General features: G+C 65.2%; 25 protein-coding genes. 10 read left to right on the top strand and 15 right to left on the bottom strand.

Going from position 1 to position 26,885, the window contains the following annotated elements; genetic code table 11:
- Positions 1 to 10 precede the first annotated feature (10 nt).
- Together H1343_RS16880 and H1343_RS08735 are read right to left on the bottom strand one after the other, a co-directional pair.
- A complete protein-coding gene (locus H1343_RS16880; RefSeq protein WP_210270017.1) occupies positions 11 to 748 on the bottom strand; it encodes a nuclear transport factor 2 family protein in 738 nt (245 codons plus the stop codon).
- A 106-nt stretch (positions 749 to 854) separates the two neighbouring features.
- On the bottom strand, positions 855 to 1,517 hold the full coding sequence (locus tag H1343_RS08735; RefSeq protein ID WP_185982551.1) for a hydrolase: 663 nt from the start codon (positions 1,515 to 1,517) through the stop codon (positions 855 to 857).
- A gap of 151 nt (positions 1,518 to 1,668) precedes the next feature.
- Between H1343_RS08735 and H1343_RS08730 the strand changes: the two genes are divergently transcribed.
- Both H1343_RS08730 and H1343_RS08725 read left to right on the top strand, forming a co-directional pair.
- Positions 1,669 to 2,562 carry a LysR family transcriptional regulator gene (locus H1343_RS08730; RefSeq protein ID WP_185982550.1) on the top strand — a complete coding sequence of 298 codons (894 nt, stop codon included), beginning with the start codon at positions 1,669 to 1,671 and terminating at the stop codon, positions 2,560 to 2,562.
- A 167-nt stretch (positions 2,563 to 2,729) separates the two neighbouring features.
- Positions 2,730 to 3,665, top strand: coding sequence for a pirin family protein (locus H1343_RS08725; RefSeq protein ID WP_185982549.1), 936 nt, complete (start codon positions 2,730 to 2,732; stop codon positions 3,663 to 3,665).
- Between the two features lie 11 nt (positions 3,666 to 3,676).
- Here the strand turns inward: H1343_RS08725 and ppk2 are convergent, their stop codons facing one another.
- The 4 genes from ppk2 to H1343_RS08705 form a co-directional block, all read right to left on the bottom strand.
- A complete protein-coding gene (gene ppk2, locus H1343_RS08720; RefSeq protein ID WP_185985575.1) occupies positions 3,677 to 4,591 on the bottom strand; it encodes a polyphosphate kinase 2 in 915 nt (304 codons plus the stop codon).
- A gap of 70 nt (positions 4,592 to 4,661) precedes the next feature.
- Entirely contained in the window at positions 4,662 to 4,892 is a 231-nt protein-coding gene (locus H1343_RS08715; protein ID WP_185982548.1) for a hypothetical protein, read from the bottom strand.
- A 12-nt stretch (positions 4,893 to 4,904) separates the two neighbouring features.
- On the bottom strand, positions 4,905 to 6,056 hold the full coding sequence (locus H1343_RS08710) for a Na/Pi symporter (protein WP_185982547.1): 1,152 nt from the start codon (positions 6,054 to 6,056) through the stop codon (positions 4,905 to 4,907).
- 98 nt (positions 6,057 to 6,154) lie between these two features.
- On the bottom strand, positions 6,155 to 6,550 hold the full coding sequence (locus H1343_RS08705; protein WP_185982546.1) for a hypothetical protein: 396 nt from the start codon (positions 6,548 to 6,550) through the stop codon (positions 6,155 to 6,157).
- A 285-nt stretch (positions 6,551 to 6,835) separates the two neighbouring features.
- Between H1343_RS08705 and H1343_RS08700 the strand changes: the two genes are divergently transcribed.
- The 5 genes from H1343_RS08700 to metG all read left to right on the top strand — a co-directional run bounded on the left by H1343_RS08700 (position 6,836) and on the right by metG (position 12,577).
- Positions 6,836 to 7,981, top strand: a complete 1,146-nt coding sequence (locus H1343_RS08700; RefSeq protein ID WP_185982545.1) for a septal ring lytic transglycosylase RlpA family protein — start codon at positions 6,836 to 6,838, stop codon at positions 7,979 to 7,981.
- A gap of 145 nt (positions 7,982 to 8,126) precedes the next feature.
- Entirely contained in the window at positions 8,127 to 9,275 is a 1,149-nt protein-coding gene (locus tag H1343_RS08695; RefSeq protein WP_425484655.1) for a D-alanyl-D-alanine carboxypeptidase family protein, read from the top strand.
- Complete coding sequence (gene tmk, locus H1343_RS08690) at positions 9,257 to 9,940, top strand: dTMP kinase (RefSeq protein WP_246332880.1); 684 nt, start codon at positions 9,257 to 9,259, stop codon at positions 9,938 to 9,940. Before H1343_RS08695 ends, tmk begins: the two co-directional genes overlap by 19 nt.
- Positions 9,937 to 10,956, top strand: a complete 1,020-nt coding sequence (locus H1343_RS08685; protein ID WP_185982544.1) for a DNA polymerase III subunit delta' — start codon at positions 9,937 to 9,939, stop codon at positions 10,954 to 10,956. The genes tmk and H1343_RS08685 overlap by 4 nt, the downstream gene beginning before the upstream one ends.
- 76 nt (positions 10,957 to 11,032) lie before the next feature.
- Entirely contained in the window at positions 11,033 to 12,577 is a 1,545-nt protein-coding gene (gene metG / locus H1343_RS08680) for a methionine--tRNA ligase (RefSeq protein WP_185982543.1), read from the top strand.
- Between the two features lie 4 nt (positions 12,578 to 12,581).
- Here the strand turns inward: metG and H1343_RS08675 are convergent, their stop codons facing one another.
- The gene (locus H1343_RS08675; protein WP_185982542.1) at positions 12,582 to 13,154 is read right to left on the bottom strand and encodes a transglycosylase SLT domain-containing protein; all 573 of its coding nucleotides are present in this window, start codon (positions 13,152 to 13,154) and stop codon (positions 12,582 to 12,584) included.
- 178 nt (positions 13,155 to 13,332) lie between these two features.
- Here H1343_RS08675 and H1343_RS08670 point away from each other — a divergent pair, with 178 nt between their 5' ends.
- Genes H1343_RS08670 through mazG form a run of 3 tightly spaced genes read left to right on the top strand, consistent with a single transcriptional unit; the run spans position 13,333 to position 16,244 of the window.
- The gene (locus H1343_RS08670; protein WP_185982541.1) at positions 13,333 to 14,139 is read left to right on the top strand and encodes a TatD family hydrolase; all 807 of its coding nucleotides are present in this window, start codon (positions 13,333 to 13,335) and stop codon (positions 14,137 to 14,139) included.
- Positions 14,136 to 14,945, top strand: a complete 810-nt coding sequence (locus H1343_RS08665; RefSeq protein ID WP_185982540.1) for an MBL fold metallo-hydrolase — start codon at positions 14,136 to 14,138, stop codon at positions 14,943 to 14,945. Before H1343_RS08670 ends, H1343_RS08665 begins: the two co-directional genes overlap by 4 nt.
- 42 nt (positions 14,946 to 14,987) lie before the next feature.
- Positions 14,988 to 16,244, top strand: coding sequence for a nucleoside triphosphate pyrophosphohydrolase (mazG, locus tag H1343_RS08660; RefSeq protein ID WP_343048865.1), 1,257 nt, complete (start codon positions 14,988 to 14,990; stop codon positions 16,242 to 16,244).
- Here the strand turns inward: mazG and hflX are convergent.
- The 8 genes from hflX to dusB form a co-directional block, all read right to left on the bottom strand.
- On the bottom strand, positions 16,232 to 17,611 hold the full coding sequence (gene hflX, locus H1343_RS08655; protein ID WP_185982539.1) for a GTPase HflX: 1,380 nt from the start codon (positions 17,609 to 17,611) through the stop codon (positions 16,232 to 16,234). The two genes, mazG and hflX, sit on opposite strands and share 13 nt — an antisense overlap.
- Positions 17,608 to 17,856 (bottom strand): RNA chaperone Hfq, encoded by a 249-nt coding sequence (gene hfq / locus H1343_RS08650; protein WP_185982538.1) that lies wholly within the window; start codon positions 17,854 to 17,856, stop codon positions 17,608 to 17,610. Before hfq ends, hflX begins: the two co-directional genes overlap by 4 nt.
- A 131-nt stretch (positions 17,857 to 17,987) precedes the next feature.
- Positions 17,988 to 19,364: a Trk system potassium transporter TrkA gene (trkA, locus tag H1343_RS08645; RefSeq protein WP_185982537.1), complete on the bottom strand. Its 1,377-nt coding sequence runs from the start codon at positions 19,362 to 19,364 to the stop codon at positions 17,988 to 17,990.
- 34 nt (positions 19,365 to 19,398) lie between these two features.
- Positions 19,399 to 20,760: a nitrogen assimilation response regulator NtrX gene (ntrX, locus tag H1343_RS08640; RefSeq protein ID WP_185982536.1), complete on the bottom strand. Its 1,362-nt coding sequence runs from the start codon at positions 20,758 to 20,760 to the stop codon at positions 19,399 to 19,401.
- Positions 20,760 to 22,991, bottom strand: a complete 2,232-nt coding sequence (locus H1343_RS08635) for a sensor histidine kinase NtrY-like (protein ID WP_185982535.1) — start codon at positions 22,989 to 22,991, stop codon at positions 20,760 to 20,762. The genes ntrX and H1343_RS08635 overlap by 1 nt, the downstream gene beginning before the upstream one ends.
- A gap of 111 nt (positions 22,992 to 23,102) precedes the next feature.
- A complete protein-coding gene (gene ntrC, locus H1343_RS08630) occupies positions 23,103 to 24,551 on the bottom strand; it encodes a nitrogen regulation protein NR(I) (protein WP_185982534.1) in 1,449 nt (482 codons plus the stop codon).
- Positions 24,551 to 25,693 (bottom strand): two-component system sensor histidine kinase NtrB, encoded by a 1,143-nt coding sequence (locus H1343_RS08625; RefSeq protein WP_425484654.1) that lies wholly within the window; start codon positions 25,691 to 25,693, stop codon positions 24,551 to 24,553. The genes ntrC and H1343_RS08625 overlap by 1 nt, the downstream gene beginning before the upstream one ends.
- A complete protein-coding gene (dusB, locus tag H1343_RS08620) occupies positions 25,690 to 26,742 on the bottom strand; it encodes a tRNA dihydrouridine synthase DusB (RefSeq protein WP_185985571.1) in 1,053 nt (350 codons plus the stop codon). Before dusB ends, H1343_RS08625 begins: the two co-directional genes overlap by 4 nt.
- Positions 26,743 to 26,885 lie beyond the last annotated feature (143 nt).

The raw sequence follows: 26,885 nt of genomic DNA, 5'->3' as shown, positions 1-26,885 counted from the left end.
GCTCGCGTCCTCAGATTTCGCTCGGCCTGGCGCCCCGCATGCCTTCCTGCGGATCGAACATTGCAACTGTTCCCGCCCCGGCAGGCATCTCGTTCTGCAGGACGTCCCAGTGCTCGGCCAGACGGCCATTCTCGATCCGGAAGATGTCGACCACGACCTGCGGCGCATCCGACCAGCCGCGGATGCGCCCGTGGATGGCGACGAGGTCGCCCTCCGCAATCATCATGCCCGGTTCGTAGTGAACATCCGCCGGCAGGCGTTCGACGATCGCCCGCAGCGCGTCGCGCCCCTGTGCGATATCGGGATTGTGCTGGATGTAGCCAGGCGCGTAGAGCCGTTCGACAGAGGCAGCGTCATGGTGCCGGAACAGCGACGTCATCGCGTCGAGCACCAGGCCCTTGTTGCGGCGCGGACGGTCGTCGGACACATCGTCGGCGGGCCTGGTGACCACGAAGGTGCCATGCATGCGCAGGAACTGGCCGCCGCGCAGCGTGGCGAAGGAGCGGACCGTGCCGCGGTCGAAGTCCTGAATGTTGACGACAGTGGCCCCGTCCTTCTCCTGCCAGCTCACCGCGAAGATTCCGTTGCCGAGGGACGAGACCTCGATGTCGACCGTCTCGATGCGCGCGAACGGCCCTTCCTTGATTTCGAAGCGCAGCCTGTCGGTCGACAGGAGCGTCAGGCTCACCTTGAAGGCAGGATAGGTGACGTCCATCTCCTGGCCGACGGGAAAGCGACTGTCCGACATGATCTTGTTCCTGGGCAGGGGGACGGCGGTGTTGGTAAAGTCATCGCGGCACACGAACCGACCGGCCATGGCCTTGCCCGGTCGGTTCGCGCCATCGCGATCGGGATCAGTGGCCGGAGGGCCCGACGGCTCCGACCGGCGTGTTCAGGAGCTGATGCTCCCAGATGCCGGCGATCCCGCTGCCGGCGGTGTGATACTTGGCAATTTCGGAGAGCGCGGCGACCGTCGCCGTGCGCGCCCAGTCACGCTGCCATTCACCCATCAGCGCTACGAAGGTCATCATGTTCGCGCCCGCCGCGATCATCCGCTGGATGGCCACTTCGTGACCCTCTACTGAGACGCCGCCGCTCGCGTCGGTGATCACCGTCACGTCCCAGCCTTCGCCGAGCGCCTGGATCACAGGCATGGCGACGCAGACCTCGGTCCAGAGGCCGGCGATGATCAGCTGCTTGCGCCCCGTGGCCTTGACGGCGTCGACGACCTTCTTGTCTTCCCAGGTGTTGATGAAGGTCCGGTCGATGACCTCCTGATCCGGGAAGACGTCGGTGATGTGCGGGAAGATCACCCCGCCCTGCGCGGCGACCACGCTGGTCAGAATCGTCGGCACATTAAAGGCCTTGGCGAGCTTTGCCAGGCCTGCGGAGTTGTTCACCACCATATGCGGATCGTGGCTGTTCAGGTTGGCGAGCTGATAGGGCTGATGGTCGATGAGGACGAGGACGGAATCCTCGGGGCGAAGAAGGGAGTCGAGGCCGTTGCGAAAGGTCATGGTCAGGGTCTCTGCTGTGATCGGGAAAAGGATCGTTGATCTTCGAGACGCGCCATCCAAGGCACGGCCCCGCGGCAACATTGCCAGGCGAGCACGTATCGGCTAGCGCTTCGGTCCGACCAGCTGTGTCGCGAAACTGGGAACACCGCGCTTGGATATCGAGGACTTGCAGACCTTCGTCGAAGTGGCCGACGCAGGAGGCGTCTCGGCGGCCGCGCGCCGGCTCGGCATCTCCAAGTCGATCGTCAGCCGGCGGCTTTTCCGGCTCGAGGCCGAGCTCGGCGTCCAGCTCCTTGCCCGCACCACCCGCGGGGCCGCGCTCACGGAGGCGGGGTCAGCGTTCCGCGATCACGCTGCACGGATCGGTTCCGAGATCGAGCTGGCGAGAGAGACGATCATGCCGGAGGGCGAGCTTCGCGGCCGTCTTCGCGTCGCTGTGCCGCTGTCGCTAGGTCCAACGCACTTCGCACCCGTCCTGGCCGAAATGGCGACGCACCACCCCCATTTGCACATACACACGGCCTATGGTGACCGCTTCGTCGATCTGATCGCGGAAGGCTTCGATTGCGCGATCCGCGTCGGTTATCTCCAGGATTCCAACCTCGTCGCGCGGCGCGTCGGGCCGATCACGGGCAGGCTCGTCGCGAGCCCCGGCTACATTGCGGCGCACGGTTCTCCCGAGACGCTGGCGGACATCGCCGACCATCAGGCCGTGATGCAGATGGGGGAAATCTGGCATCTGATGGACGGAGACAAGGCCGTCAGCCTGCAGCCGCAGGGACGATTCAAGGCGGACAACGGCACCGCGCTTGTGGGCGCGGCAGCCGCCGGCCTCGGCATCGCTCGCCTCCCGGATTGCCTGACGCACGCGCACATTTTGGCCGGCACTCTCGTCCCGGTGATGCCGCAGTTCCCGGTGGTCGCGGGCGCGGCCTATGTGGTCCGCCCGCCTGGCCAGCACACCGCGCGCAAGGTGCGGATCCTCATCGACATGCTGATCGAATCCTTCGAGAAGAACCCGGACCTGTGGGGGCTCGAGCGATGAAGGTCGGCCCGCATCCCGTGAGGGCGGCGAGGCCGAAGAACACCCCGTTCCCGAAACCGCAACACAGCTCGGCGCTGCGCAGCGCTAGTGGCGGCAGCGGGCGTCCGATACGCATCATCCGATGACGGGAGCAATCGTCACCGGCCCGACGGAAGAGGAGAGCGCGCATGAGCTGGAACCCTGCGATGGAACCGGGCTGCCCGGACGAAGTGGGCGTCGACGCGATCGAGACGCTCATCGTCCCGCGCTCACGGGACATCGGCGGCTTCGAGGTGCGCCGTGCCCTGCCAGCGCCCAAGCGCCAGATGGTCGGCCCGTTCATCTTCTTCGATCAGGCCGGGCCGGCCGAACTTCTGACGGGGCAGGGGATCGACGTCAGGCCGCACCCCCATATCGGCCTCGGAACCGTCACCTATCTGTTCCGCGGTGACTTCCACCACCGCGACAGCACCGGTGCAGACCAGACGATCCGTCCGGGGGCGCTGAACTGGATGGTCGCCGGACGCGGCGTCACGCATTCCGAGCGCACGTCTGCGGAGGCGCGAAAAGGTCCGAACAGCCTGTTCGGCATCCAGACCTGGCTTGCGCTTCCAGAGACCCACGAGGACGTTGCGCCCAGCTTCGAGCATCACGGCAAGGACACGCTTCCGATGATCGAGGACGGCGGCATCTCGCTTCGCCTGATCCTCGGCAACGCCTACGGACAAAGCGCGCCGGCCAGAATGTTGTCAGAAACCTTCTATGCCGACGTGAAGCTGGAGGCCGGCGCCCGACTGCCGCTGCCGGACGATCACGAGGACCGCGGCATCTACATCGTCGAAGGCTCGATCTCGATCGCCGGGCAGGAATATTCGGCGCCGCAGATGATGGTCTTCCGCCCAGGCGACAAGATCACCGTCGCGGCCTCAGCGCACGGGGCGCGGATCATGATCCTCGGCGGCGCCACGCTGAACGGCCCCCGCTACATCTGGTGGAACTTCGTCGCGTCCTCGAAGGAGCGCATCGAGGCGGCGAAGGAGGAATGGCGGGCCGAAAGATGGGGCGAGGGCCGCTTCGACCTGCCAGTCGACGACCGGGAGGAGCATATCCCCCTCCCGGCCTGACGGGACCGAGCTCAGTACTTCTGCGGAACGTAGAGCTCTTTCGGAAGGGTCGCGCGCTCGTACTCGGGATTGAAGACGCGGTTCGGCAGAGTGATCTCCTCATGCGCGACCGGTTCATAGGGGATCTGGCCGAGCAGGTGATCGATGCAGTTCAAACGCGCGCGCTTCTTGTCGTTGCCCTCGACGATGTACCAAGGAGCTTCCGGTATGCTCGTTCGTGCGAACATCTCTTCCTTCGCCTTGGTGTATTGTTCCCAGCGCACGCGCGACTGGAGGTCCATCGGCGAGAGCTTCCACTGCTTCATCGGATCGCGGATGCGCATCATGAAGCGCATTTGCTGCTCCTCGTCGGTGATCGAGAACCAGTATTTGAGAAGGCGGATGCCCGAGCGGAGCAGCATTCGCTCGAACTCCGGAACATCGCGAAAGAAGTCCTCGACCTGATCGGGCTCGGCAAACCCCATCACGCGCTCCACGCCAGCGCGATTGTACCAGGATCGATCGAAGAGAACGATTTCTCCGCCCGCCGGCAGGTTCGAGACGTAGCGCTGAAAGTACCACTGGGTCTTTTCACGATCGCTCGGGGCAGGCAGGGCGACGACGCGCACGATGCGCGGGTTGAGGCGCTGGGTGATGCGTTTGATGACACCGCCCTTGCCAGCGGAATCGCGCCCTTCGAAGAGGATCACGATCTTCTGTCCGGTGCTCGCCACCCAGTCCTGCAGCTTTATGAGCTCCGACTGCAGCCGGATCAGCTCCTTGAAGTAGGTCTGCCGACCGAGCGTTTCCGGGTGTGCCTTGTCGTAGATGCGCGAGAGTTCGGACGAGAGGATGGAGTCACTCAGCTCCAGCTCGTACTCCTCGTCGAGCGTATCCTCGATCTCCGCTCGCAGCCAGGCCGCTGCTCCGTTCGATGAATCGTCCATGGTGGTCACCAGTCGTCTCCTGCGGGGCGCGGGAAAAGCCTGTCTCTTCCCGGGCGGAAAATGGGTCCGGTCAGCCGGCGCGCGCCCGCAGTTCGGAGAGCACTTCCTGGAAGAAGGCACGAACCTGCGTCCAGTCGACGGCGGTGCGCTTGATCGGCAGTTCCAGTTCATCAAGCGCGTTGTGCTGCCGCATCTGCTCACGACGCGTGATTTCGGAGCGGATGGCGGCGATCTGCTCCTCCGCCTCATCGAGGATCGCAGTGAGTTCGGCCTTGGAGACGCGGGTGAGGTCGTCGGACATGGGTGCCTTCCTCTAGAAAAGGGTCGTCAGCGCGACGAGGGCGAGGGGCAGGACGAGAAATACACCCAGGATCCAGGCCGCCGCATAGATCTTCCGCTCGGCCGCAAGAGCGCCGAGCGTCTCCGCTCCGAGGATCGGCAGATTGCGAAGGAAAGGCAATCCGAAGATGGCGATGACTGCGAAGACGTTGAAGAGGGTGTGGACCAGCGCGATCTGCATCGCATGGGCGGCCTGCGCTCCGCTGATCGCCGTCGCCGCCAGAAGGGCGGTGATCGTCGTGCCGATATTAGCGCCAAGCATGAACGGGTAGATCTGCCGAAGCGAGAAGGCGCCGGACCCTGCGAGCGGTACCATCAGGCTCGTTGTCGTCGAGGAAGACTGCACGAAGACCGTAACGAGGGTTCCGGAGAAGATGCCGGTGATCGGCCCCTTGCCGATGGCGCGATGCATGATCTCGCGCGCCTTGCCTACCATCAGCACCTTCAGAAGCTTGCCAATATAGGTGATTGCTAAGAAGATCAGTGCCAGCCCGATGACGATCATCGCGACCCCTGCGTAGACGCCCGGGAACACCCCGGCCACCGCGGTCAGGAGATTGACGAGCGGGTCCGTCGCCGCGCTGACGAAGTTGACGTCCGACAGCGAAAGATCCGCATCGCCGACGAAGAAGCCCGCGATCGCGCCCGCGCAGCGCTCTAGGAGACCGAACATGATCTCGAGCGGCAGAAAGATGAGGACCGCGAGAAGGTTGAAGAAGTCGTGAACGGTGGCCGCTGCGAAGGCCCGGCGAAATTCTTCACGGCTGCGCATGTGGCCAAGGCTGACCAGCGTGTTCGTTACAGTGGTGCCGACATTCGACCCCATCACCATCGGCACGGCGATCGCCACCGGCAGCCCGCCTGCGACCATGCCGACGATTAGCGAGGTGACGGTCGAGGATGATTGGATCAACGCAGTCGCGACGATGCCGATGACGAGCCCGACATAAGGGTTGGTCGCGAAGGCGAAGAGCACTTCGGCCTGCCCCCCGGTCGCGCCCTTGAATCCATCGCCAATCAGGCCGACCGCGCTGATCAGGAGATAGATCAGGACGAAAACGGCAAGCCACTGCGGGATGCGGTTGCCGGAAGCGCCGGTGTGTTCGAGCGATTGCGCCTGGGTCATGTGCCGGTGCTCCTCGGATGCACCGGATGGCTAGCATCGGCTCGTGAAAGCCCGGTGACGTCCGCGCCGTCCCCCTACGTCACCTGCGCTGCGTCAGCTTAGCTGCACTCGGCACGGCGCATGTAGAAGGAAGAGGTTGTTCCGTCGCCCTGATAGCGTGTTTCAACGACGTCGACCGCGCCGGAACGCAGATGAGCGCGCCAGTCTGCACAACGCGACGAAGCAACGCGCGCATAGGCTTCGTGGTCGGAGAAGCCGGGAAGGCGCCGCTGCAGGTAGATCACCCTGTCTCCTTCGCGCTCGACGTGCTCAAGTGTGGAGCCATCGTCGAGCTGACCCGGAAGGCCAGCATTGGCAAGAACGATAGCATCCTCCACCGCCGCGGGATTCGCGGGGAGTGCGATCGCTTCCAAGTCTTCGCGGAACATCAGGCCGATGGCAAACGCGAGCGCGCTGGCGACGGTCGCGTTTCGGCGATTGATGGCGAGCTTCACGGCACAGTATCCTCAGTTGAGCGCGATCCCTCAAGATCGGCGGGCAACATATGATCGACGGGATATGAATCGATTAATGCGGTGCGATTGTCTGCAAATCGCGCCACTCGTGAAAAGGTTCCACCACGCCGACTATTATTTTACGCGGCCGAACAGCGCGTTAGACGCCGGCTTTCCGTTGGAAGGTTGATCTCTCGCCTAACCTGTTGGTAATATTTTTCGGTGAGGGGTGGACGGTGAGGGGCCGTTCCCCTGGACTGCGAAATATGCGAAGGGGACAGCAGGATGGACTTGGCGATCGGACCGGCAGCGCGCCGGACGAGTGGGCTTTGCGCCTTTCTTGCCACCAGCCTTGCCCTCGCCGGTTGCCAGTCCAGTTCGTCCACGCATGGTGGTGATGACGAACTGGCCGTTCTCGACCAATCTCCGATCTTCTCAGAGGCGGAATACGGCGTTGCCGCAAGCCCGCGCGTGACCGATCTGAAGCGCGTGCCGCGCGGCGGCGGGCGCGAGCAGGTGGGCAAGCCCTATCAGGTCCGCGGGAAATGGTACTATCCGAAGGAAGAGCCGGGTTATGTCCGCTCCGGCAAAGCATCCTGGTACGGCTCGAATTTCCACGGGCGCCTGACGGCGAACGGGGAAATCTACGATATGTACCATCTGTCGGCCGCACACCCCACCTTTCCGCTGCCGTCTTATGCACGCGTGACGAACGAGGCGAACGGCCATTCGATCATGGTGCGCGTCAACGATCGCGGGCCCTATGCGCATGGCCGCGTCGTCGATCTCTCCGAACGTGCCGCCGAAGTGCTCGATTTCAAGAACGACGGTGTCGCTGACGTGAAGGTCGAGTATGTCGGGCGCGCGCCGCTCGAAGGCGATGACGGGCCGATGTTGATGGCGTCTTTCCGGCCGGGTGGAGCGAGCCCGATCAACGACGGCCTGCCGTCGGGCGTGATGATAGCCAGCAACGATTCGCCCGCGCAGACGCTCGCCTCGTTCAACGGTTCCACGCCGCTTCCCGGCGTCCGACAGATCGGCGCGTCGAGCGCCATCTCGGACGGTCTCGCGCCGCGGCAGCCGGCGACAGGCTCACTGTATCCCGTGAGTGACGTGCCGATGCCAACCCTGCGTGACTTCTCGCTTTCCTACGCACCTGCGCAGGCGCAGACCGGCGCCTTCAAGGCGCTGGCCGAGCTGTCCGAAACCCGCGGGCCGGCACGCGAGGAGATCGCGATCGGACCGGTCGAGGATCTCGATCTTCTGCTGCGCATCCATGCCGTGGCCGAGACGCGCGGAACGCTTGTCGAGGCCGGCGCAGGCGAGGGGGCGGGCCTGTCGCTCGTCGTTTCGGCCGGCGTCGAGACGGACGATGCCCTGCGTGCGCTCTGGAACGCAGGCGTGAGCGACGCCTTCGTGCTTCGCGACTGATCAGTTGAAGTTTACGGAGGCGGGAGGCGATCTTTCGAAGAACGCCCCTTCGCGATGCGCCGCGATCTGCTAGGATCGCGGCGAGGGACATGCATCATCGAGGCGACGCGCATTGACGGCGGCGGGATCTCTCTTTCTTCACACCGTGGCAGCACTCGCGCTTCTGACCGGCATAGCGGTTGCACAGCCGGCCGAGGAGGACGACGGCTTTGCGACCAGCGCGCACCAGGCTCTGATCTTGGACGCTGACACAGGCGCCATCCTCTACGAGCACAATGCCGACGAGCGCTTTCTGCCGGCTTCGCTGGCCAAGCTGATGACGGCGGAAATGGTTATGGAGGCGCTGGCCGAGGGGCGCGCGACGCTCGAGACGGCCTATCGCGTCAGCGATTTCGCGTGGCGAACAGGCGGGGCGCCCTCCCGTACTGCGACGATGTTCGCCGCCGTTCGCTCCGACATTCCGGTCGAGGCGCTCCTGCAGGGGCTGATGGTCCAGCAGGCAAACGACGCGGCGCTGATCCTCGCCGAGGGTCTGGAAGGCAGCGAGGACGCCTTCGTCCATGCGATGAACCGCCGCGCACAGGAACTCGGGCTCACCGGCAGCACCTTCGTCAATGCTACCGGCCTGCCGCAGGACGGGCAGAGCGTGACCGCCCGGGATATGGCGCTTCTCGCCCGGCACATCCAGACAAGCCACCCGGACCAGTATGCGCTCTACGCGCAACCGGATTTCGAGTGGAACGGCATTCGCCAGCGCAACCGCAATCCGCTGCTCGGCCTTGAGATCGGAGCCACGGGTCTCGCGACCGGCTTCGCCGAAGGGCAGGGCTATGCGATCGTCGCCTCTGCCACGCGAGAGGGGCGCACCAACATTGCAGCGCTCGCGGGGCTCGAGACGGAGAGGGAGCGGACCAGCGAGACGCGCCGGCTTCTCGACTGGGCGCAGGAAAGCTTCGAGGCACGCACGCTCTTCACTGCAGGACAACGCGTGGGAAGCGCGCTCGTCTTCGGCGGGGCGAGCGGAGAAGTCGCCATCGGCGTCGACAAGGATGTCGCGGCCTACATCCCGAAGGACAGGCCGGAGAGCGTCGAAGCGGCCCTCGTCTACGAAGGGCCTCTCCGTGCGCCGATTACGGCCGGGGACAAGGTGGGGCGGATCGAGATCCGGGTCGACGGGCGGACGAGCGTCGTCCACGAGTTGCACGCGCAGGAGGACGTCGTCCCGGGAACCTTTACCGAACGCGCCCTGGGCGCGGCGCAGGAACTGGCCTTCGGATGGATACGCGCATTGTGATGGCTGGAGACGGTGCGCCGGGTCATGCCGGCTTCTTCGTCACCTTCGAAGGGGGCGAGGGCAGCGGGAAGACGACGCAGATCGCACGCGCGGCACGGGCGCTCCGCGACACGGGCCGCGAGGTGGTCGTGACCCGCGAGCCGGGCGGCTCCCCCGGCGCCGACGCCATCCGGCGCATCATCCTTGGTGGCCGGGCAAAGGCGCTCGGCGCCGATGTCGAGGCCGTTCTCTTCGCGGCCGCTCGCGCCGACCACCTTCAAACGTTGATCCGGCCCGCTCTGGCTAGGGGCGCGGCCGTGTTGTGCGATCGCTTCCTAGATTCCACGCGGGTCTATCAGGGGCTGGCGGACGGTGTGGATCCGGCCTTTCTGGCACTCCTGGAGGACGCGACCATCGCGGAAACGCGCCCCGATCTGACGCTGATCCTCGACCTTCCCGCAAGCGAGGGGCTGTCGCGCGCCGCTGCTCGCAGAGGCGAAGATGCCGCCGACCGCTTCGAGGCCGAGGGCCTCGACCTGCACGACGCGCGACGCCGCGCGTTTCTGGAAATCGCCGAGCGCGAGCCAGAACGTTGCGTCGTCATCGACGCCGCAGCAGACGAGGGAACCGTGGCGGCAAGGGTTGCAGCCGCACTTTCGGAACGCCTTCCCGTTCTGGCATCATGACCGCCTTCATCCGCGAAGCGGTCCCCCAGCACGACGATATCGACGGCGTTCCCTCGCCAGCCGAACGGGAGCGCATCGTCGGCCATCCAGCGCAGCGGGCGGAACTGGCTGCGGCAGCGCAGGGCGGACGGCTTCACCATGCCTGGCTTCTCCAAGGCCCGCGGGGGATCGGCAAGGCGAGCGTCGCCTACGACTTTGCCCGCGCTCTCCTCGTCGGAAACGGTGATCCTGGCGGCATTCGGCAGATCGCGCAGGGCGCGCATCCGAACCTTCTGCACATTGCACGCGGCCCCGCTGACAGAGGGGGATTTCGCACCCAGATCACGGTCGACGAGGTGCGCCGTCTCAACCATTTCTTCCAGACCACGGCCGGCGGTCGGTGGCGGATCGCGATCATCGACCCGGCAGAGGACATGAACCGGAACGCCGCGAACGCGCTCCTGAAAATCCTCGAGGAGCCGCCGGCGCGATGCGTGTTCCTCATCGTGAACCATCTGCCGGGCCGCCTCCTGCCGACCATCCGCTCTCGCTGCCGGGTGCTGCGCTTCGAAGCGCTCGACGAGACCGAGGTCGCCGACATCCTCGCGGCCGATCTTCCGGAGACGCCTGCCGACACGCTTTCTCACGCTGCGCGTCGGGCAGAGGGGAGCGCGCGCGCCGGCTTCATGATGATCGAGGGCGGGGGCCTGGAGGTCGGCGCCGAGGTCGAGCGGCTCTATGCGCAGCGGCCCGACTGGGCAGCACTCCAGAAGCTTCTCGATGCCTTGACCGTGAAGGGCAGGGAAGCCGCCTACGAAAGGATGTTGACCGAGATATTTCGCCTCCTGGCAGCGGAAGCATCGGAGAGGTTGGCGACTGGCGATCTTCGAAGGGCCGCAGCGCTCTCCGATCTTTGGTCGCAGGAGCAGGCCCGCTGGCGCGAGGCGGCAGCCTTCAACCTCGACCGCAAGCAGGTGGCGCTGACCTTCTTCCGCAAGCTCGAGGCTGCGCGCGAAGCCGGCGGCCTCCCGGCCTGACGGGAAGCCGATTGAGCCCGCCGCCGCGATGTTCTAATCCGGGGCGGACGAATTACCGCGTGTCCAGAAAGATCCCATGGCCGAGCGCTATTACCTGACGACCGCCATCTCCTATCCGAACGGTCGTCCCCATATCGGCCACGCCTACGAGCTGATCGCGACGGATGTCATCGCAAGGTTCAAGCGGCTGGATGGGTTCGACGTTCTCTTCCTGACGGGCACGGACGAGCACGGCATCAAGATGCTGCAGACAGCGCGCAAGGAGGGTATCGAACCCGCCGAGCTCGCGGCACGCAACTCCAATGAGTTCGAACGGATGGGACGCGCGCTCGGCGCCTCGAACGACGATTTCATGCGCACCACGCAGGAGCGCCACAGGCGCGCCAGCCAGGAGCTCTGGAAGCGGATGGAGGCGGCCGGCGACATCTACAAGGGCGCCTATTCCGGCTGGTACTCGGTGCGGGACGAAGCCTATTTCGGCGAGGAAGAAACGACCGTCGACGCCGCAGGTACGCGCCTCAGCCCACACGGTGCCCCCGTCGAGTGGATCGAGGAGGAGAGCTACTTCTTCCGCCTCTCGGCCTTCACGGATCGTCTACTAGCGCTTCACGAGGCGAACCCGGAACTGATCGCACCGCCCGAGCGTCGCAACGAAATCCTTTCCTTCCTGCGCTCGGGACTACGGGACCTGTCGATTTCGCGCACGACCTTCGACTGGGGCATTCCCGTGCCCGGCGACGAGCGGCACGTGATGTATGTGTGGGTGGACGCGCTCACCAATTACCTGACGGCGACGGGCTTTCCCGACAGCGGGGAGCGAGCGGACTTCTGGCCGGCGGACCTTCACGTCATCGGCAAGGACATCGTGCGCTTCCACACGATCTACTGGCCAGCCTTCCTGATGTCGGCGGGCCTCGAAATCCCCCGTCGCGTCTTTGTTCACGGCTTCCTCTTCAACAAGGGGGAGAAGATGTCGAAGTCGGTCGGCAACGTCATCGATCCTCTGGCGCTCATCGACGTCTACGGGCTCGATCAACTGCGCTACTTCCTTCTGCGCGAGGTGCCGTTCGGCCAGGACGGCAACTACAGCCACGAGGCCATCGTCAACCGGATCAACTCCGAACTCGCCAACGATCTCGGCAATCTCGCGCAGCGCTCGCTGTCGATGATCGCCAAGAACTGCGAGAGCCGCCTGCCGGTGCCAGGCGACTTCACGGCCGACGACCATGCGATCCTGAACGAGAGCGGCGCGCTTCTGGAGCGATCCCGCGCGGCGATGGACCGGCAGGAGCTGCACGCGATGCTCGCCGCCATCGTCTCGGTGGTCTCCCAGGCCAACCGCTATTTCGCGGCGCAGGAGCCTTGGGTCCTGCGCAAGACAGACCCCGCGCGGATGGGCACCGTCCTCTACGTGACCGCAGAGGTGCTTCGGCGCGTCGCGATTCTGCTTCAGCCTTTCATGCCGGGCTCGATGGACAAGCTGCTCGGCCTCCTCGCGGTCGCCGAAGCGGAGCGCAGCTTCGCCGAACTCGACGGCGGGCGCATGCTGGCCGGCGGCACACCGCTGCCGATTCCCGAAGGAGTGTTCCCGCGCTTCGTCGAATCCGAGGCGCAGGCCTGAGACTTCAGCAGCTGCGAAGCTGTGCTTCGTAACGCGCCGCCATATCGGCGGCACGTCGTGCGCCGCGACGCGCCGCCGGATCGCTCTTCCAGCTGCCGCGCGCATAGCCTGCAGGGCCAGAATAGTAGGCGAGATAGAGATTGTAGGCGTCGTTCAGGGCTATCCCCGTCTGACGATGGTTCTGGTGGTGGTACCAGCCGACGAAGTGGATCGCGTCCGCGAAGTTGTTACGCCGCGAGAGCGAACGCCCGGTACGGCTTTGATAGTCGCTCCAGGTTCCGTTCAGGGCCTGCGCGTATCCATAAGCGGTCGACTGCCGCTTCCACGGAATGAAGCCGAGAAGCTGGCGACGTGGTGGACGGGCGCGGGGCTCGAAGTTCGACTCGGCCTGGATGGTCGCCATCAGCACGGAGACCGGCACGCCGAATTCGGCAGAGGTGCGTTCGGCCGCACCACGCCAGTTGGTCAGGAAGCCGCTCTGCTCGCGGAAGATGGCGCAGGAGTTCGTCGTGTTCTTCGGCGCGGAGGCGCAGCCGCCAAGCAACAGAAGGGCCATGATGGCCACCGGATAGCGCATCGGAAAATCTCCAATTTGCCGAAAAGCTAGGCCGATCCCCTTAACGAGCCGTTAGGCATCGCCCACCGCCTTGCGCGGGTGGCACGCACTGGCCACATGCGTCGTGCTGCGCTATCCAGCGCACGGCGGCGCGAAACAACGCCTCGCACGCCGCGCAACACTTGCCAGCACTGCGGACATGACGCCCTTCATCGTCGACAGCCACTGCCATCTCGACTTCCCGGATTTTGCCGAAGAGCGGGACGCCATCGTCCAGCGCGCCGGTGACGCCGGCGTGCAGCTGATGGTGACGATTTCCACCTACGTTTCGCGGATCGAAGGGCTGATCGCCCTGACGGACCGCTATCCCAATATCTACGCTTCCATCGGCACGCACCCGCAAAACGCCGCGATCGAGAGCGACGTGCCCGCAGAGCGCCTCGTCGAGATCAGCACCCATCCGAAGATCGTCGCCATCGGCGAAGCCGGGCTCGACTATCATTACGACAACGCGCCCCGCGACGTTCAGGCCACCGTGTTCCGCCGCCATATCGAAGCGGCTCGCGAAACCGGCCTGCCGCTCGTCATCCACTCCCGCGATGCGGACGAGGACATGGAGACGATCCTGCGCGAGGAAACAGGGAAGGGGGCCTTTCCCTTCCTTCTTCATTGCTTTTCGGCTGGCCGCAGTCTTGCCGAGGCCGGCATCGAGCTCGGCGGCTACGTATCGTTCTCCGGCATCCTGACCTTCGGCCGCTCGGACGAATTGCGCGCCATCGCGGCCGATCTGCCGCTCGAGAGGCTTCTCGTAGAGACGGACGCGCCGTATCTGGCGCCGACACCGCATCGCGGCAAGCGCAATGAGCCGGCCTATACGCGACATACGGCGGAGGTTCTGGCAAAGGTCCGTGGGCTGTCGCTCGACGAGACCGCGACCGCGACCAGCGACAACTTCTTCCGGCTCTTCGCCAAGACGCCCGACCCGCGACAGGGCCTCGCCGCGTGAGCGACGAACTGCGGCTGACCATTCTCGGCTGCGGCTCCTCGCCCGGCGTACCGCGCCCGAACGGCGACTGGGGCGCGTGTGACCCACAGGAGCCTCGCAATCGCCGTAGGCGTTGCGCCGCGCTGGTTGAGCGCATCAGCCCGGAAGGCCGGACCACCGTCGTCATCGATTGCGGCCCCGATTTCCGCGAGCAGATGCTGGCGGCGGACGTCCGGCACATCGACGCGATGGTGCTGACGCACGCCCATGCCGACCACATCCATGGCATAGACGACGTGCGGACCTTTGCGCTGAACGGCCGCGCGTTGATCGATATCCATTCGGACGCAGAGACTTACGCGCGCGTCTTCGAGGCCTTCGGCTACTGCTACGAAACCCCGCAAGACAGCAGCTATCCGCCGATCGCGCGTCATCGCGAGATCGAGCCCGGCCGGTCCTTCAAAGTGATCGGACCCGGCGGCGCGATCGCGTTCAGGCCATTTCGCCAGGTCCACGGTTCGATCCATTCGCTGGGATTTCGCATCGGACCGTTCGCGTACTGCAGCGATGTCAGCGATTTTCCCGATGACGCCGTGAGTGCGATCGAGGGCGCCGAGCACCTTGTCATAGATGCGCTCCAGTATCGCAGCCATCCGAGCCATTTCTCGCTCGACGAGGCCTGCGCATGGTGCGAACGACTGGGCGTGGCGAACGCCGTCCTGACGCATATGCACACGCCGCTCGACTATCGCACGCTCTGCGACGTGCTGCCGGACCATATCCGCCCGGCCTATGACGGTCTGGTCCTTTCGTCGGCGATCGACTGAGCGGCATCGGCCGAAGCCGTTCGTGGCGGCATCCGGAATGCCGTGCTTATTCCCGATCGCAACGAGAATGGACGGGCGGCCAACGACAACTCGATCCCGAATGCATCCCGCGGCATCATCGCCGAGGCGTTTCGAAGCCTTGGCAACCAGCGCAACCGCTCAACCCACTGCCTTTCACACGTTAGGTTCCATAATCTTTCTTATGGCACTTATGGACATGGGTTACGCTCACGGGAGAGGAAGGCATTGATGTCCATTCCCCTGCCTCGGAAGCATTGGCCGCCAGACGCTTGTGCAAGCTCGGCGCGCCCCAGCCGCATGAGCGGCCCTGGTTTGCTGTCTTCGCGCGTTGACCGCTCGCCGCAGAGCCTGCACAACGACGCGACCGCAACCGGATCGATAGCCATGCAGCCTTCGCGCGACGTTTCCCGCCTCGTCGAGATCATGCGCGCGCTGCGCGATCCGAACACCGGCTGCCCTTGGGATGTCGAGCAAGACTTCGACTCGATCGTGCCGTACACGATCGAGGAAACCTACGAGGTCGTGGACGCGATCGAGCGGCGTGATCCGGTCGATCTGCGTGAGGAACTGGGCGACCTTCTCCTCCAGGTCGTCTATTACGCGCAACTCGCCGAGGAGACCGGGCTCTTCGATTTCGGCGATATCGTTGAAACCGTCACGCGCAAGATGGTCCGTCGCCATCCGCACGTCTTCGGCGCCGAGACCGCACGAAGCGCGCACTCTGCCAAAGGCCAATGGGAGCGCATCAAGGCGGAGGAACGCGCAGAGAAGGCCGCGATCCGGCGCAACGCTGCAGCAGCAAGTGCGAACGGCGCCATGCCGGAATGGTCCGCGAGCCTGCCGAACGATGCGACGCCGAGCATCCTCGACAAGGTGCCGCCGACCTTCCCGGCGCTGCTTCTGTCGCTGAAACTCCAGAGCGCGGCCGCGACCGTCGGCTTCGATTGGACCAGCGTTCCGCCGATCCTCGAAAAGCTTCGCGAGGAGATCGGCGAGTTCGAGGACGCGCTCGACAACGGGACGCGGGCAGAGCAGGCTGACGAGTTGGGTGATCTCCTGTTCTGCGCGGTCAATCTGGCGCGGCGGCTGGAGATCGACCCCGATCAGGCACTGCGTGGCACGGCGTCGAAGTTCCGCCGTCGCTTCGGTGCGATGGAGCGCGCCGCCGTTTCCGAAGGCCGTAGCCTCGACGTCATGACGCTCGATGAGATGGAAGCTCTCTGGCAGCGCGCCAAGGTGGGCGAACGCGCTCCAGCCGCCGAGCCTCAGCCGATCTGAAGGCCCGGATGGCGCTCGCCGAGTCGTAGGAGCTCGCTGCGCGCCTGCTCCGTCATTTCGAGATGCAGCGCCACGGCACCGTCCTCGAGGTCCTCGCGTTCCCGAACGGACGCGTTGTCGTAGAGCCATGGCAGCACCGACAGGCTGTCGGCCGGGATTTCGAGCCGCAGCGCGCTGGCGCGGCCCGCGATCCGCTCCTCGATATCGGCGAGGAGTGCGTCGATGCCCTGCCCCGTCAGCGCCGAAACCACATGCGCTCGTGTGCGCCCGTCCGTTCCTTCGGCGCTGACCAGCAGCCTCTCGCGTGCGGCTTCGTCCAGAAGATCGCTCTTGTTCCAGACCTCGACGACATGGTCCGCGTCGTCGGCATCGATGTCGAGGTCTCGCAGGATCTGCCGCACGTCGGCCGCCTGGGCCTGCGCGTCGTCATCGGCCATGTCGCGGACATGCAGGACGAGTTCGGCCTCCATCACCTCTTCCAGCGTCGCCCGGAACGCCGCGACGAGATGCGTCGGCAGGTCCGAGATGAAGCCGACCGTGTCCGAGAAGATGACGTGCGTGCCGCGCGGCAGCGTGACCTGGCGCAAGGTCGGGTCGAGCGTGGCGAAGAGGAGGTCCTTTGCCATCACATCGGCACCGGTGATGGCGTTGAAGAGCGTCGACTTGCCGGCGTTCGTGTAGCCGACGAGCGCGACGACCGGGTGCGGGGCCTTCTTGCGCTTGGCACGGTGGAGCGAGCGCGTGCGGCGCACCGCCTCGAGGTCCTTCTCGAGCCGCTTGATCTTCTCTTGAAGCTGCCGGCGATCGGACTCGATCTGCGTTTCGCCCGGGCCGCCGAGGAAGCCGCCGCCGCCGCGCTGCCGTTCGAGGTGGGTCCAGGACCGCACGAGGCGTCCGCGCTGATAATTGAGATGGGCGAGTTCGACCTGCAATCGGCCTTCCTTCGTGCGCGCACGACGTCCGAAGATCTCGAGGATCAGGCCTGTCCGGTCGATGACCTTGCAGTCCAGTTCCTTCTCGAGATTGCGCTGCTGGACGGGTGTCAAAGGGTGATCGACGACGAGAAGGCCGATCTTTTCCTCGGCCACCGTCTCCTTCAGTTCCTCGACCTTGCCAGCGCCGATCAACGTCGCCGGGCGCGCCTTGGAAACGGGAATGACGCCGACGGCGACAATGTCGAGATCGATGGCGGCGGCAAGGCCGATCGCTTCGGAAAGACGCTCTTCCCCGCCCCGTCGCGGCAAGGCTTCACCGTCCTCGTCCTGAAAGGCCGGCTGGCGGATGACCGGCGTGTAGACGCCGGCGCGCGTGGGGGTCGTCTCATGCGCGACGAATTCGCCGCGCCCGTTCGTTTCGTATTCGGTCAATCGGTCCGTTCCGCCTCGTCCCCGTCGTACATTTGCACGGGCTGCGAGGGCATGATGGTGGAGATGGCGTGCTTGTAAACGAGCTGCGAATGGCCGTCGCGCCGCAGAAGCACGCAGAAATTGTCGAAGGAGGTCACGATCCCGGTCAGCTTGACGCCGTTCACCAGGAAAATGGTGAGCGAAATCTTCTGCTTGCGAACCGTGTTAAGGAAGAGATCCTGAAGGTTCTGCGTCCTGTCGGCCATACGGGCATTGATCCTCTGTTATTGGCTCGAAGAGGCGGTCGGCTTCCCCTCCCCGGTCACGCCGCGGACGAACGTCCGTTCGCACCCGCGCGTGTTGCGATTGTCTGTTTATCGCCCCGCGAGACGGCTGGCTAGAAGAACTCGAGGCTCACCCGGAAGAGCTGCTCGGCCTTCTTGACGCCCTCGACGCTGGAGAAGACCACGACGCGGTCACCCGGGCGCACACGTGTATCCGCTTCGGGGCGGATGAACTTACCCTCGCGGCAGATCGCGCCAATCCGCATGCAACGGGGCAGATCGAGTTCGCCGAGCGTGCGCCCGACCAGCGGAGAGGTCTCCAGCGCCTCGGCCTCGATCACTTCCGCCATGCCGTTCTGGATCGAATGAACGGAGCGGATGCGCCCGCGACGCACGTGCTGGAGCACTTTCGATATGGTGATGGAGCGCGGATTGATAAAGGCGTCGATTCCCAGCGGCCGCGTGAGATCGTGGAAGGCCGGATCGTTGATCAGGGACAGGTTCGAACGGCAGCCGAGATGCTTGGCCATCACCGCCGACAGGATGTTGGTCTGATCATCCTTGGTGAGCGCCACCATCAGGTCCGCGTCGTCGATGTCGGCCTCGCGCATGATCGCATGGTCGAGCGCGCTTCCGTGGATGACGATCGTGCGTGAAAGCTTCTCTGCGATGAGCTTGGCACGTTCGCGGTCGGCCTCCACGATCCGCAGACGCGCCGACAGATCGCTCTTCTCCATCTGCCGAGCGACGTAGGCGCCGATATTGCCACCGCCGGCGATGACGATCCGTCCCGCTTTCGGCTCCTCATGGCCGAAGATGTCGAGCGTCCGGCGGACCTGATCCCCCTTCGCGACGACATAGGCGAGATCGCCCGCCCTCAGGCGTTGCTCGGCCGAGGGGATCACGAGTTCGCCGTTTCTCACGATGCCGACGACGGTCGACAGGATATCCGGGAAGCGCTCGCTGATCTTGTTCAGGGGGATGTCGAGGATCGGGCAGGTCGCTTCGCATTCGATGCCGACCAAGGCGACCGCATCGTCGGCGAAGCGCACCACGTCTACGGCACCCGGCAACGCGATCCGCCGCAACACCGTCTCGCCGACCTCTATCTCCGGCGAGATGATGACGTCGATCGGCAGCCCCTCCTCGAAAAAGAGGTCCTGCCAATGCGGTCGCAGATACGCCTGCGAGCGGATACGCGCGATCTTCGTGGGAACCGAGAAGAGGCTGTGGCCGACCTGACAGGCGACCATGTTGACCTCGTCGAAGAGCGTCACCGCGATCAGCATGTCAGCGTCGCCCGCCCCGGCTTCGGCCAGGACCTCGGGATGGGCGCCGTGGCCCACGATACCGCGCGCGTCCAGGGTCTCTCGCACGGCTTGCACGAGCGTCGGCGCTGAATCGATGACGGAAATCTCGTGGCCTTCCGCCACGAGCCGCTGGGCAATGCCGTAGCCGACCTGCCCGGCGCCGCAGACGACGATCTTCATCGCGGGCTCATCCGTGTCCGTTCGGTGGCCAAGATCAGATTCCGAGCGATTTCAGCTTGCGGTGCAGCGCCGAGCGCTCCATCCCGACGAATTCCGCGGTGCGCGAGATGTTGCCGCCGAAGCGGTTGATCTGCGCGACGAGATACTCCTTCTCGAAGACCTCGCGGGCGTCACGCAGCGGCAACGCCATGATCCGCCCGTCCGACTGGGACGGCGTCCTCGGCAGCATGTCCGACACCTCGTTGGGCAGCATGTCCGCCGAGATCGCCTCGCCGTCGCCCTGCCGCGACAGGATCATCAGCCGCTCGATATTGTTGCGCAACTGCCGGATGTTGCCCGGCCAATCGCTCGACTGGAGGACGGCCAGCGCCTCGGGGCTGATCTCCTTCGGCCGGATGCCCGTCTGCTCGGCGATCTGCTTGGTGAAAGCCTCGATCAGGAGAGGGATGTCGATGCGCCGGTCGGCGAGCGATGGAACGACGATCGGGACCACTGCGAGGCGATGGTAGAGATCCTCGCGGAACGACCCCTCGGCGATCAAGGATTCGAGGTTCTGCGCCGTGGAGGAGATGATGCGCACGTCCACCTTCACGCGCTTGGTGCCGCCGACGCGCTCGAAGGTCTGCTCGGTCAGGACGCGCAGGATCTTGTTCTGCGTCTCCCTCGGCATGTCGCCCACCTCGTCGAGATACAGGACGCCGCCGTGAGCTTCCTCGAACGCGCCGACCTTGCGCTCGACGCCCGGTGGCGTCTCGGTGCCGAAGAGTTCGATCTCCATGCGCTCGGGCGTGATCGCGGCCGCGTTCAGCGCCACGAACGGCCCCTTCGCACGCGAGGACGCGCCGTGGATCGCGCGAGCGACCATCTCCTTGCCCGAGCCGGACGGCCCGAGAATCATCACGCGGCTGTTGGTCGGTGCCACGCGCTCGATCGTCGTGCGCAGCTGGTTCATCGGATGCGACTTGCCGATCAGCTCCGGGAAGTCCGACGAACGGCGCCGAAGTTCGGACACTTCGCGCTTGAGCTTGGAGGTCTCGAGCGCGCGCTCGGCGACGAGAACCAGCCGGTCGGCCTTGAACGGCTTCTCGATATAGTCGTAGGCGCCGCGTCGGATGGCGGAGACGGCCGTCTCGATGTTGCCGTGGCCCGAGATCATCACCACCGGCACCTCGGGGTGCTGGGACTTGATGGCGTCGAGGAGATCCAGCCCGTCGAGCTTCGAGCCTTGCAGCCAGATGTCGAGGAAGATCAGCCGAGGCACTCGGTCGGCGATCGCGGCGAGCGCGGTGTCGGAATTGGATGCGATGCGCGCCTCATGACCTTCATCCTCAAGGATGCCAGCCACGAGTTCGCGGATATCGGCTTCGTCATCGACGATCAGGATGTCCGATGCCATCAGTCCTCGCTGCGTCCTGTTGCGTTCAGGTTCTTGTTGTCAAAAGGCTCGCGGCCGGGCTGAGATGCGGCGGGCAGGCGGACGCGCACGAGTGCGCCTCCCTCCTCGCCCGGTGCATCGTCGAGCTCGATCGCTCCCCCGTGTTCTTCGACGATCTTGCGGACGATGGCGAGGCCGAGCCCCGTCCCCTTCTCGCGCGTCGTCATATAGGGCTCGAGAAGCCGTTCGCGATCCTCTTTCGGAAATCCGCGCCCGTTGTCGATGATCTCGACGACGTGCTCGCCTTCTCCGGCGCGAGTGCGAACCGTGATCCGTCCACCACCGCCCTCACGCGTTTCCACGGACTCGACGGCGTTCTTCACGAGATTGCCGAAGGCCTGGCTCAGCAGGCGGATGTCGTAGGAACCCGAGAGCGGCGCATCGCAGAAGTCTGTCTCGAAGGAGATGCCATGATCGCCCATCTCGCGCATGAAGACGGCCTCGCGCAGCGCTTCGTGAAGGTCGCGGTCTTCCATCCTGGGCTTTGGCATGCGTGCAAAGGTCGAGAACTCGTCGACCATGCGTCCTATGTCGGAGACCTGCCGGATGATCGTGTCGATGCAGCGGTCGAAGACGTCGCGGTCGCCCTCGACGACCTTGCCGTAGCGGCGGCGGATGCGCTCGGCCGAAAGCTGGATCGGCGTCAACGGGTTCTTGATCTCGTGGGCAATGCGCCGCGCAACGTCCGCCCAGGCGCTCGACCGCTGCGCTTCGACGAGGTCGGTGATATCGTCCAGCGTCACAACGCTCGAATGCGTGCCGTCCTGCCCCCCTTCGGAGGTGACGCGGATATCGAGCACGCGGTCCCGCTGCTTGATCTGCTCCTGGTATTCGGCCTTGCGAGAATGGCTTGCAGCCTCGTGGATCGCGGCGATACCCGGATAAAGCTCTGCGAGCTGACGCCCCACGGCGTCCGCTGATCGCACCTGCAGGATGCGCTCGGCAGACGGGTTCATCATCGAGATGGTGCCTTCGCGGGTGACGCCGATGACGCCGGCGGTCACGCCCGAAAGCACAGCCTCCGTGAATCGGCGGCGCTCGTCGATCACGTCCTTGGCGCTGATCAGCTCCGAGCGTTGAGAGCGAAGCTGGCGGATCATGTTGTTGAATGTGTTGGACAATGAGCCGACGTCGCCGTCGGACGCGCGCACCGGAACGGAAATGGAGAGGTTGCCGGCCGACACCTCGTCCGCAGCTCCGATCAGGAGGCGGATCGGGCGCACCAGACGATCGGCAACCCCGATGCCTGTCCAGATCGCCGAGAGAAGAACGATCAAGGTGATGCCGAGATAAAGAAGCGCGAAGGCGATCTGCAGGCCGAAGCGGTTCGCTTCCAGCGAGGAATACTCCGCCGTTCGCTCCTCCATCATCCGCATCGCGCCGATCACCTCGGGATCCACGGCGCGCACGGTGTAGAGGTAGACGTCGCCGAACTGCTGGAGCCGCGTGACTGCGCCGACGAGATTGGTCACGCCCGGCGGAATGAAGACGAGATTGCCTTCCGAAGCCTGATCGAGCGCGTCCGTCGGAGGCACGGGCAGCGGGCGCTCCACTGGAACGTCCGCGCGCAGGAAGGGCGTGCCGTCCTCGCGCAGGAGCTGCGCGCCGAGCAGCGAACGTCCCCTCGCCTGCTCCGTCATCAGCTGTTGGAAGCCGGTGCGATCGAGATCGTAGAGACGCCTCTGCGAGGACAGGTCATAGGCCATCGACAGGGTCGAGCCCTGCAGGTTGCGTGCATTCTCGTTCACGTAGGCGCGTGCGACAGAGATGGAGGAATCGACGATCGCCCGCGTTCGGATCTCGAACCAGCGGTCGAGCCCGAGATCCAGCGTAATACCGGCGACGATCGCAACGAGAAGCGCCGGCAGCGCGGCGACGATCGAGAACAGCGCGACGATGCGCACATGCAGGCGCGAGGCTGCCTTGCCTTCGCTGCGCGCCCGCACCATCCGTGCGACTTCACGGAAGATCAGCGCGCACAAGAGAAAGACGAAGCCGCCGTTCACCACGCTGGCGACCGTCACCACCGTGTCGGTCGGCGCGATAGGCGTCAGCCCCATCAGCACGACGAAGGAGATCGCCCCCGTGACCAGCGCGCCGGCCACCGCGAGGAGGCCGGGCACCAGCATGAAGCGGCGCCGTTCACGCAGAAAGGGCAGTTCGCCTTCGGTCTGGATCGGTTGAGCCGTCATGACCCGCCATTGAGAGACTCGCGAGCGAGCGAGTCGCCGTGGACGACTCAATCGCTTGAGTGGCAGGTTTGCAACGCATTGCGGTGAGAATGCAACGACGCCGAAGATTTTTTAGCGAACCGAGCGAACAACCATCACGTCGAGATCGCGAATCTTCTTTCGCAGCGTGTTGCGGTTGACGCCGAGAAGATCGGCGGCCTTCACCTGGTTTCCACGTGTCGCGGCCAGCGCGGCCGCGATCAGCGGATACTCCACCTCGCGCAGAATCCGGCTGTGGAGCCCGGGCGGCGGCAAATCGCTGCCGAAGGAAAGGAAGTAATCTGCAAGATAGCGCTCAACCGAGGCCGAGAGGTCGATCGGCTTGCCGCTCTCGCCCTCCTCCTGGCTCGGCTTAGCGAAGTCGCTCGCGATCTCGTGTTCGACAAGGGCCGCGGAAATCTCTTCCTGCGGGTAGAGCGCGGCTAGGCGCCGCACGAGGTTTTCCAACTCGCGCACATTGCCTGGCCAGGCGTAGCGGCGCATCACGTCGAGCGCGCCCTGGCTCAACGTCTTGCGGGGAAGCCCTTCCTTCTGCACCGCGGCGAAGAAGTGGCGCGAGAGATCCGGCAGGTCTTCGATGCGCTCGCGCAGCGGCGGCAGGCGCAGCGGCACCACGTTGAGGCGGTAGAAGAGGTCTTCGCGGAACAGGCCGCGCTGGATGAGCTGTCGCAGGTCCTTGTTGGTCGCGGCCACGATGCGCACGTCTGTGGCGATCGCGGTGCGCCCGCCCACCACCGTGTATTCACCCTGCTGGAGAACGCGCAGGAGGCGCGTCTGCGCTTCCATCGGCATGTCGCCGATCTCGTCGAGGAAGAGCGTGCCCCCCTCCGCCTGCTCGAAGCGCCCGCTGGCGCGGGCCTGCGCCCCGGTGAAGGCGCCCTTCTCGTGGCCGAAGAGTTCGGATTCGATGAGGTCGCGGGGGATCGCCGCCATGTTGATCGCGACGAAAGGCCCCTTCCGGCGACGGCCGTAGTCATGAAGCGCCCGCGCGACAAGCTCCTTGCCGGTGCCGGACTCGCCGGTGATCAGGACAGTCAGGTCCGTCTGCATCATGCGCGCCAGCGCGCGGTAGATGTCCTGCATCGCCGGCGAGCGGCCGACGAGCGGCATCGCCTCGCCGCCCTCCTCCCCAGCTTCGCTGAGCTGCGCTTTTTTCGGCTCGGACAGGGCCCGGCGCACGATCGAGACGACTTCTGACAGGTCGAAGGGCTTGGGGACATAGTCATACGCCCCGCGCTCGGACGCCTTCACCGCAGTCATGAAGGTGTTCTGCGCACTCATCACGACGACCGGCAGATTCGGCCGGGAATTGCGGAATTTCGGCAGCATGTCGAAAATGTTGCCGTCCGGCATGAGGACGTCGGTGATCACAAGATCGCCGTCGCCCGCCGCGATCCAGCGCCAGAGCGTCGCGATGTTGGAGGTGACGCGCACCTCGTAGCCCGAGCGCAGCAGCGCTTGCGAAAGAACAGTACGGATCGCGGCATCATCATCCGCGACCAGGATCTGGGCGTTGGCCATCAGTCGGCTCTCCTCGTCGCGCGGTCCTGCCGCGCCGGCTCGGCGTCTTTCTCTTCAGTCCAGGCCGGCATCAGCACGCGGAACGCGGTGTGCCCCGGCTGGGATTCACATTCGATGACCCCGCCGTGATCGCCGACGATCTTGGCCACAAGCGCGAGGCCGAGACCCGAGCCGCTGGGCTTGGTCGTCACGAACGGGTCGAAGATGTTCTCGCGGATGTCGTCGGGCACGCCAGCGCCATTGTCCTCGACGGTGAACTCCAGCGGCAGCGTGATACGCTTGCGCGAGCCAGGCACGGAGAGGCGCACGCCGGGGCGGAAGGCCGTGGTCAGGCGGATTTCGCCGCCATCGACGCCCGCCGTCGCCTCACTGGCATTCTTCAACAGGTTCAGGAACACCTGCACGAGCTGATCGCGATTGGCATAGACCGGCGGCAGCGAGGGGTCGTAGACCTCCTGAATGCGGATGCCGCGTGCGAACCCGCTCGTTGCCAGCGTCTTCACGTGCTCCAGCACCGAATGGATGTTGACCGCCGAGCGCTCGATCGGCCGTTGATCTGAGAAGACCTCCATCCGGTCGACGAGCTTCACGATGCGCTCGCTTTCCTCCTGGATGAGGCGTGTCAGCACGCGATCGTCGTCGCTCGCCGCCGCCTCGAGAAGCTGCGCGGCGCCTTTGATGCCGGAGAGCGGATTGCGGATTTCGTGGGCGAGCATCGCCGCAAGGCCGGTCACGGAACGTGCGGCTGAGCGATGCGTCAGCTGCCGGTCCATCTTCGCGGCGATCGAGCGAAGCTGGATCATCAGGACGACGTTGGGCGAGGCGTCCGAGAGCCGCGAGACGTAGAGATCCACGATCCGCTCCGCCCCGAGGCGCGGCGATGAGAGATCGACGCGGTACTCGCTGATGCGCGAGGATTCGCTGCGCACCTGCTCGACGAGCGTGAAGAGCGGGCTGTCTGCGGGAATGAAGTCGCCGAGCTTGCGACGGCGAAGATAGTCCGCGCCGGCGCCGAAGAACTGCTCCGCATCCGAGTTGGCGAAGACAAAGCCACCCTCGGGATCAATCACGACGACGGGGTGCGGCAGAGCGTTCAAGACGCTGGCGTGGTCTGGTTCAGGGGCGGTGGACACGGCGGTCAGGCGGCCTGTTTCTGTGCGGGAGCGCCCGCGGTTTCGAGATCGGCGAGCGAGAGGCCGCCGAGCAGGGACAGGAGCGAGGCGGTCACGACGGCCGGATCGGCCGTGCGCATGAGCGCCGCTCGGGCCGAAGTCGCATCGCTCCGCATGCGGGACGCCGCGCGGTCGAGATACCAGCCGAGATGCTTGCGTGCGTGGCGCAGTCCCGCAACTTCGCCATAGTGGGAGAGCATCGAATCGTAATGAGCCGCGACGAACTCGCCGGCGTCGATGCCGGCCAGCACATCCACGGAAATCTCTCCAGCCGCGAGCCCCGGCAGCCAGGGTCGCCCGCATGCGCCGCGCCCGATCATGACAGCGTCAGCGCCGCTCGCGCTTCGTGCAAGGCAAACCGACGCGAACTCGGCAATGTCTCCGTTGATCACCAGCGGGATGTCGATCACCTCGCGCACGCGGGCTACAGCATTCCAGTCCGCTTCGCCTTCGTAGAACTGTTCGCGCGTGCGGCCGTGCACCGTCACCATTCGCGCGCCGGCCTCCTGGGCGCCGCGCGCCAGGAAAGGCGCGTTGATAGACGCTGCATCCCAGCCGAGACGCATCTTCACCGAAACGGGGACGTCGCCCGCGCCCGCGACCGTCGCTTCTATGATGCGAAGCGCAAGATCGGGCTCGCGCATCAGCGCCGATCCGGATAGGCCACCGACGACCTTCTTGGCGGGACAGCCGAAATTGATATCGATCAGATCGGCGCCCTCGCCCGCGAGAAGCCTCGCCGCCTCCCCCATCGCGCGCGGTTCGCGGCCGGCAAGTTGCACAGCATGGACGCCCTCGCCATCCGCCATCGCGCGCCGCCGGCTCTCTATGCTGCGGCGCAGCAATTCCCCGCTGGCCACCATCTCCGAAAAGACGAGCCCGGCCCCGAATCGCCGTGCAAGGCGACGAAATGGCACGTCGGTGATACCCGACAGCGGAGCGAGAAGCACCCGGTTGCGAATCTGCACAGAACCAACGCAAAAGCCTGATGGGCGAGCATCGCGCGACGCCCGTCCCATGCCCTCCGACGGCTCGACTGATGTGTCTTTGACCAGCATGATTGGACCTTATCGCGGCATGCCCAAAATACAAGCATGAATGGGTGCGCTGCACCGTAGCTATTGCATGGCAGCCTTGCTTTTTTGACGTAGATGTCTGTGGG

Source organism: Aureimonas mangrovi (assembly GCF_014058705.1).
GTDB classification, from domain to species: domain Bacteria; phylum Pseudomonadota; class Alphaproteobacteria; order Rhizobiales; family Rhizobiaceae; genus Aureimonas; species Aureimonas mangrovi.
The sequence above is the reverse complement of the archived record's forward strand: the minus strand, read 5'-3'. Positions and strand labels throughout refer to the sequence as shown.

Excerpts from the sequence above, each read along its gene's own strand:
- H1343_RS08670 (WP_185982541.1), top strand. The coding sequence starts at position 13,333 with ATGACGCCCTTCATCGTCGACAGCCACTGCCATCTCGACTTCCCGGAT.
- trkA (WP_185982537.1), bottom strand. The coding sequence starts at position 19,364 with ATGAAGATCGTCGTCTGCGGCGCCGGGCAGGTCGGCTACGGCATTGCC.
- H1343_RS08710 (WP_185982547.1), bottom strand. The coding sequence starts at position 6,056 with ATGACCCAGGCGCAATCGCTCGAACACACCGGCGCTTCCGGCAACCGC.
- H1343_RS08725 (WP_185982549.1), top strand. The coding sequence starts at position 2,730 with ATGAGCTGGAACCCTGCGATGGAACCGGGCTGCCCGGACGAAGTGGGC.
- ppk2 (WP_185985575.1), bottom strand. The coding sequence starts at position 4,591 with ATGGACGATTCATCGAACGGAGCAGCGGCCTGGCTGCGAGCGGAGATC.
- metG (WP_185982543.1), top strand. The coding sequence starts at position 11,033 with ATGGCCGAGCGCTATTACCTGACGACCGCCATCTCCTATCCGAACGGT.
- ntrC (WP_185982534.1), bottom strand. The coding sequence starts at position 24,551 with ATGGCCAACGCCCAGATCCTGGTCGCGGATGATGATGCCGCGATCCGT.
- tmk (WP_246332880.1), top strand. The coding sequence starts at position 9,257 with ATGGATACGCGCATTGTGATGGCTGGAGACGGTGCGCCGGGTCATGCC.
- dusB (WP_185985571.1), bottom strand. The coding sequence starts at position 26,742 with ATGGGACGGGCGTCGCGCGATGCTCGCCCATCAGGCTTTTGCGTTGGT.
- H1343_RS16880 (WP_210270017.1), bottom strand. The coding sequence starts at position 748 with ATGTCGGACAGTCGCTTTCCCGTCGGCCAGGAGATGGACGTCACCTAT.
- H1343_RS08635 (WP_185982535.1), bottom strand. The coding sequence starts at position 22,991 with ATGACGGCTCAACCGATCCAGACCGAAGGCGAACTGCCCTTTCTGCGT.
- H1343_RS08715 (WP_185982548.1), bottom strand. The coding sequence starts at position 4,892 with ATGTCCGACGACCTCACCCGCGTCTCCAAGGCCGAACTCACTGCGATC.
- H1343_RS08685 (WP_185982544.1), top strand. The coding sequence starts at position 9,937 with ATGACCGCCTTCATCCGCGAAGCGGTCCCCCAGCACGACGATATCGAC.
- H1343_RS08675 (WP_185982542.1), bottom strand. The coding sequence starts at position 13,154 with ATGCGCTATCCGGTGGCCATCATGGCCCTTCTGTTGCTTGGCGGCTGC.
- hfq (WP_185982538.1), bottom strand. The coding sequence starts at position 17,856 with ATGGCCGACAGGACGCAGAACCTTCAGGATCTCTTCCTTAACACGGTT.
- H1343_RS08700 (WP_185982545.1), top strand. The coding sequence starts at position 6,836 with ATGGACTTGGCGATCGGACCGGCAGCGCGCCGGACGAGTGGGCTTTGC.
- H1343_RS08735 (WP_185982551.1), bottom strand. The coding sequence starts at position 1,517 with ATGACCTTTCGCAACGGCCTCGACTCCCTTCTTCGCCCCGAGGATTCC.
- ntrX (WP_185982536.1), bottom strand. The coding sequence starts at position 20,760 with ATGGCATCGGACATCCTGATCGTCGATGACGAAGCCGATATCCGCGAA.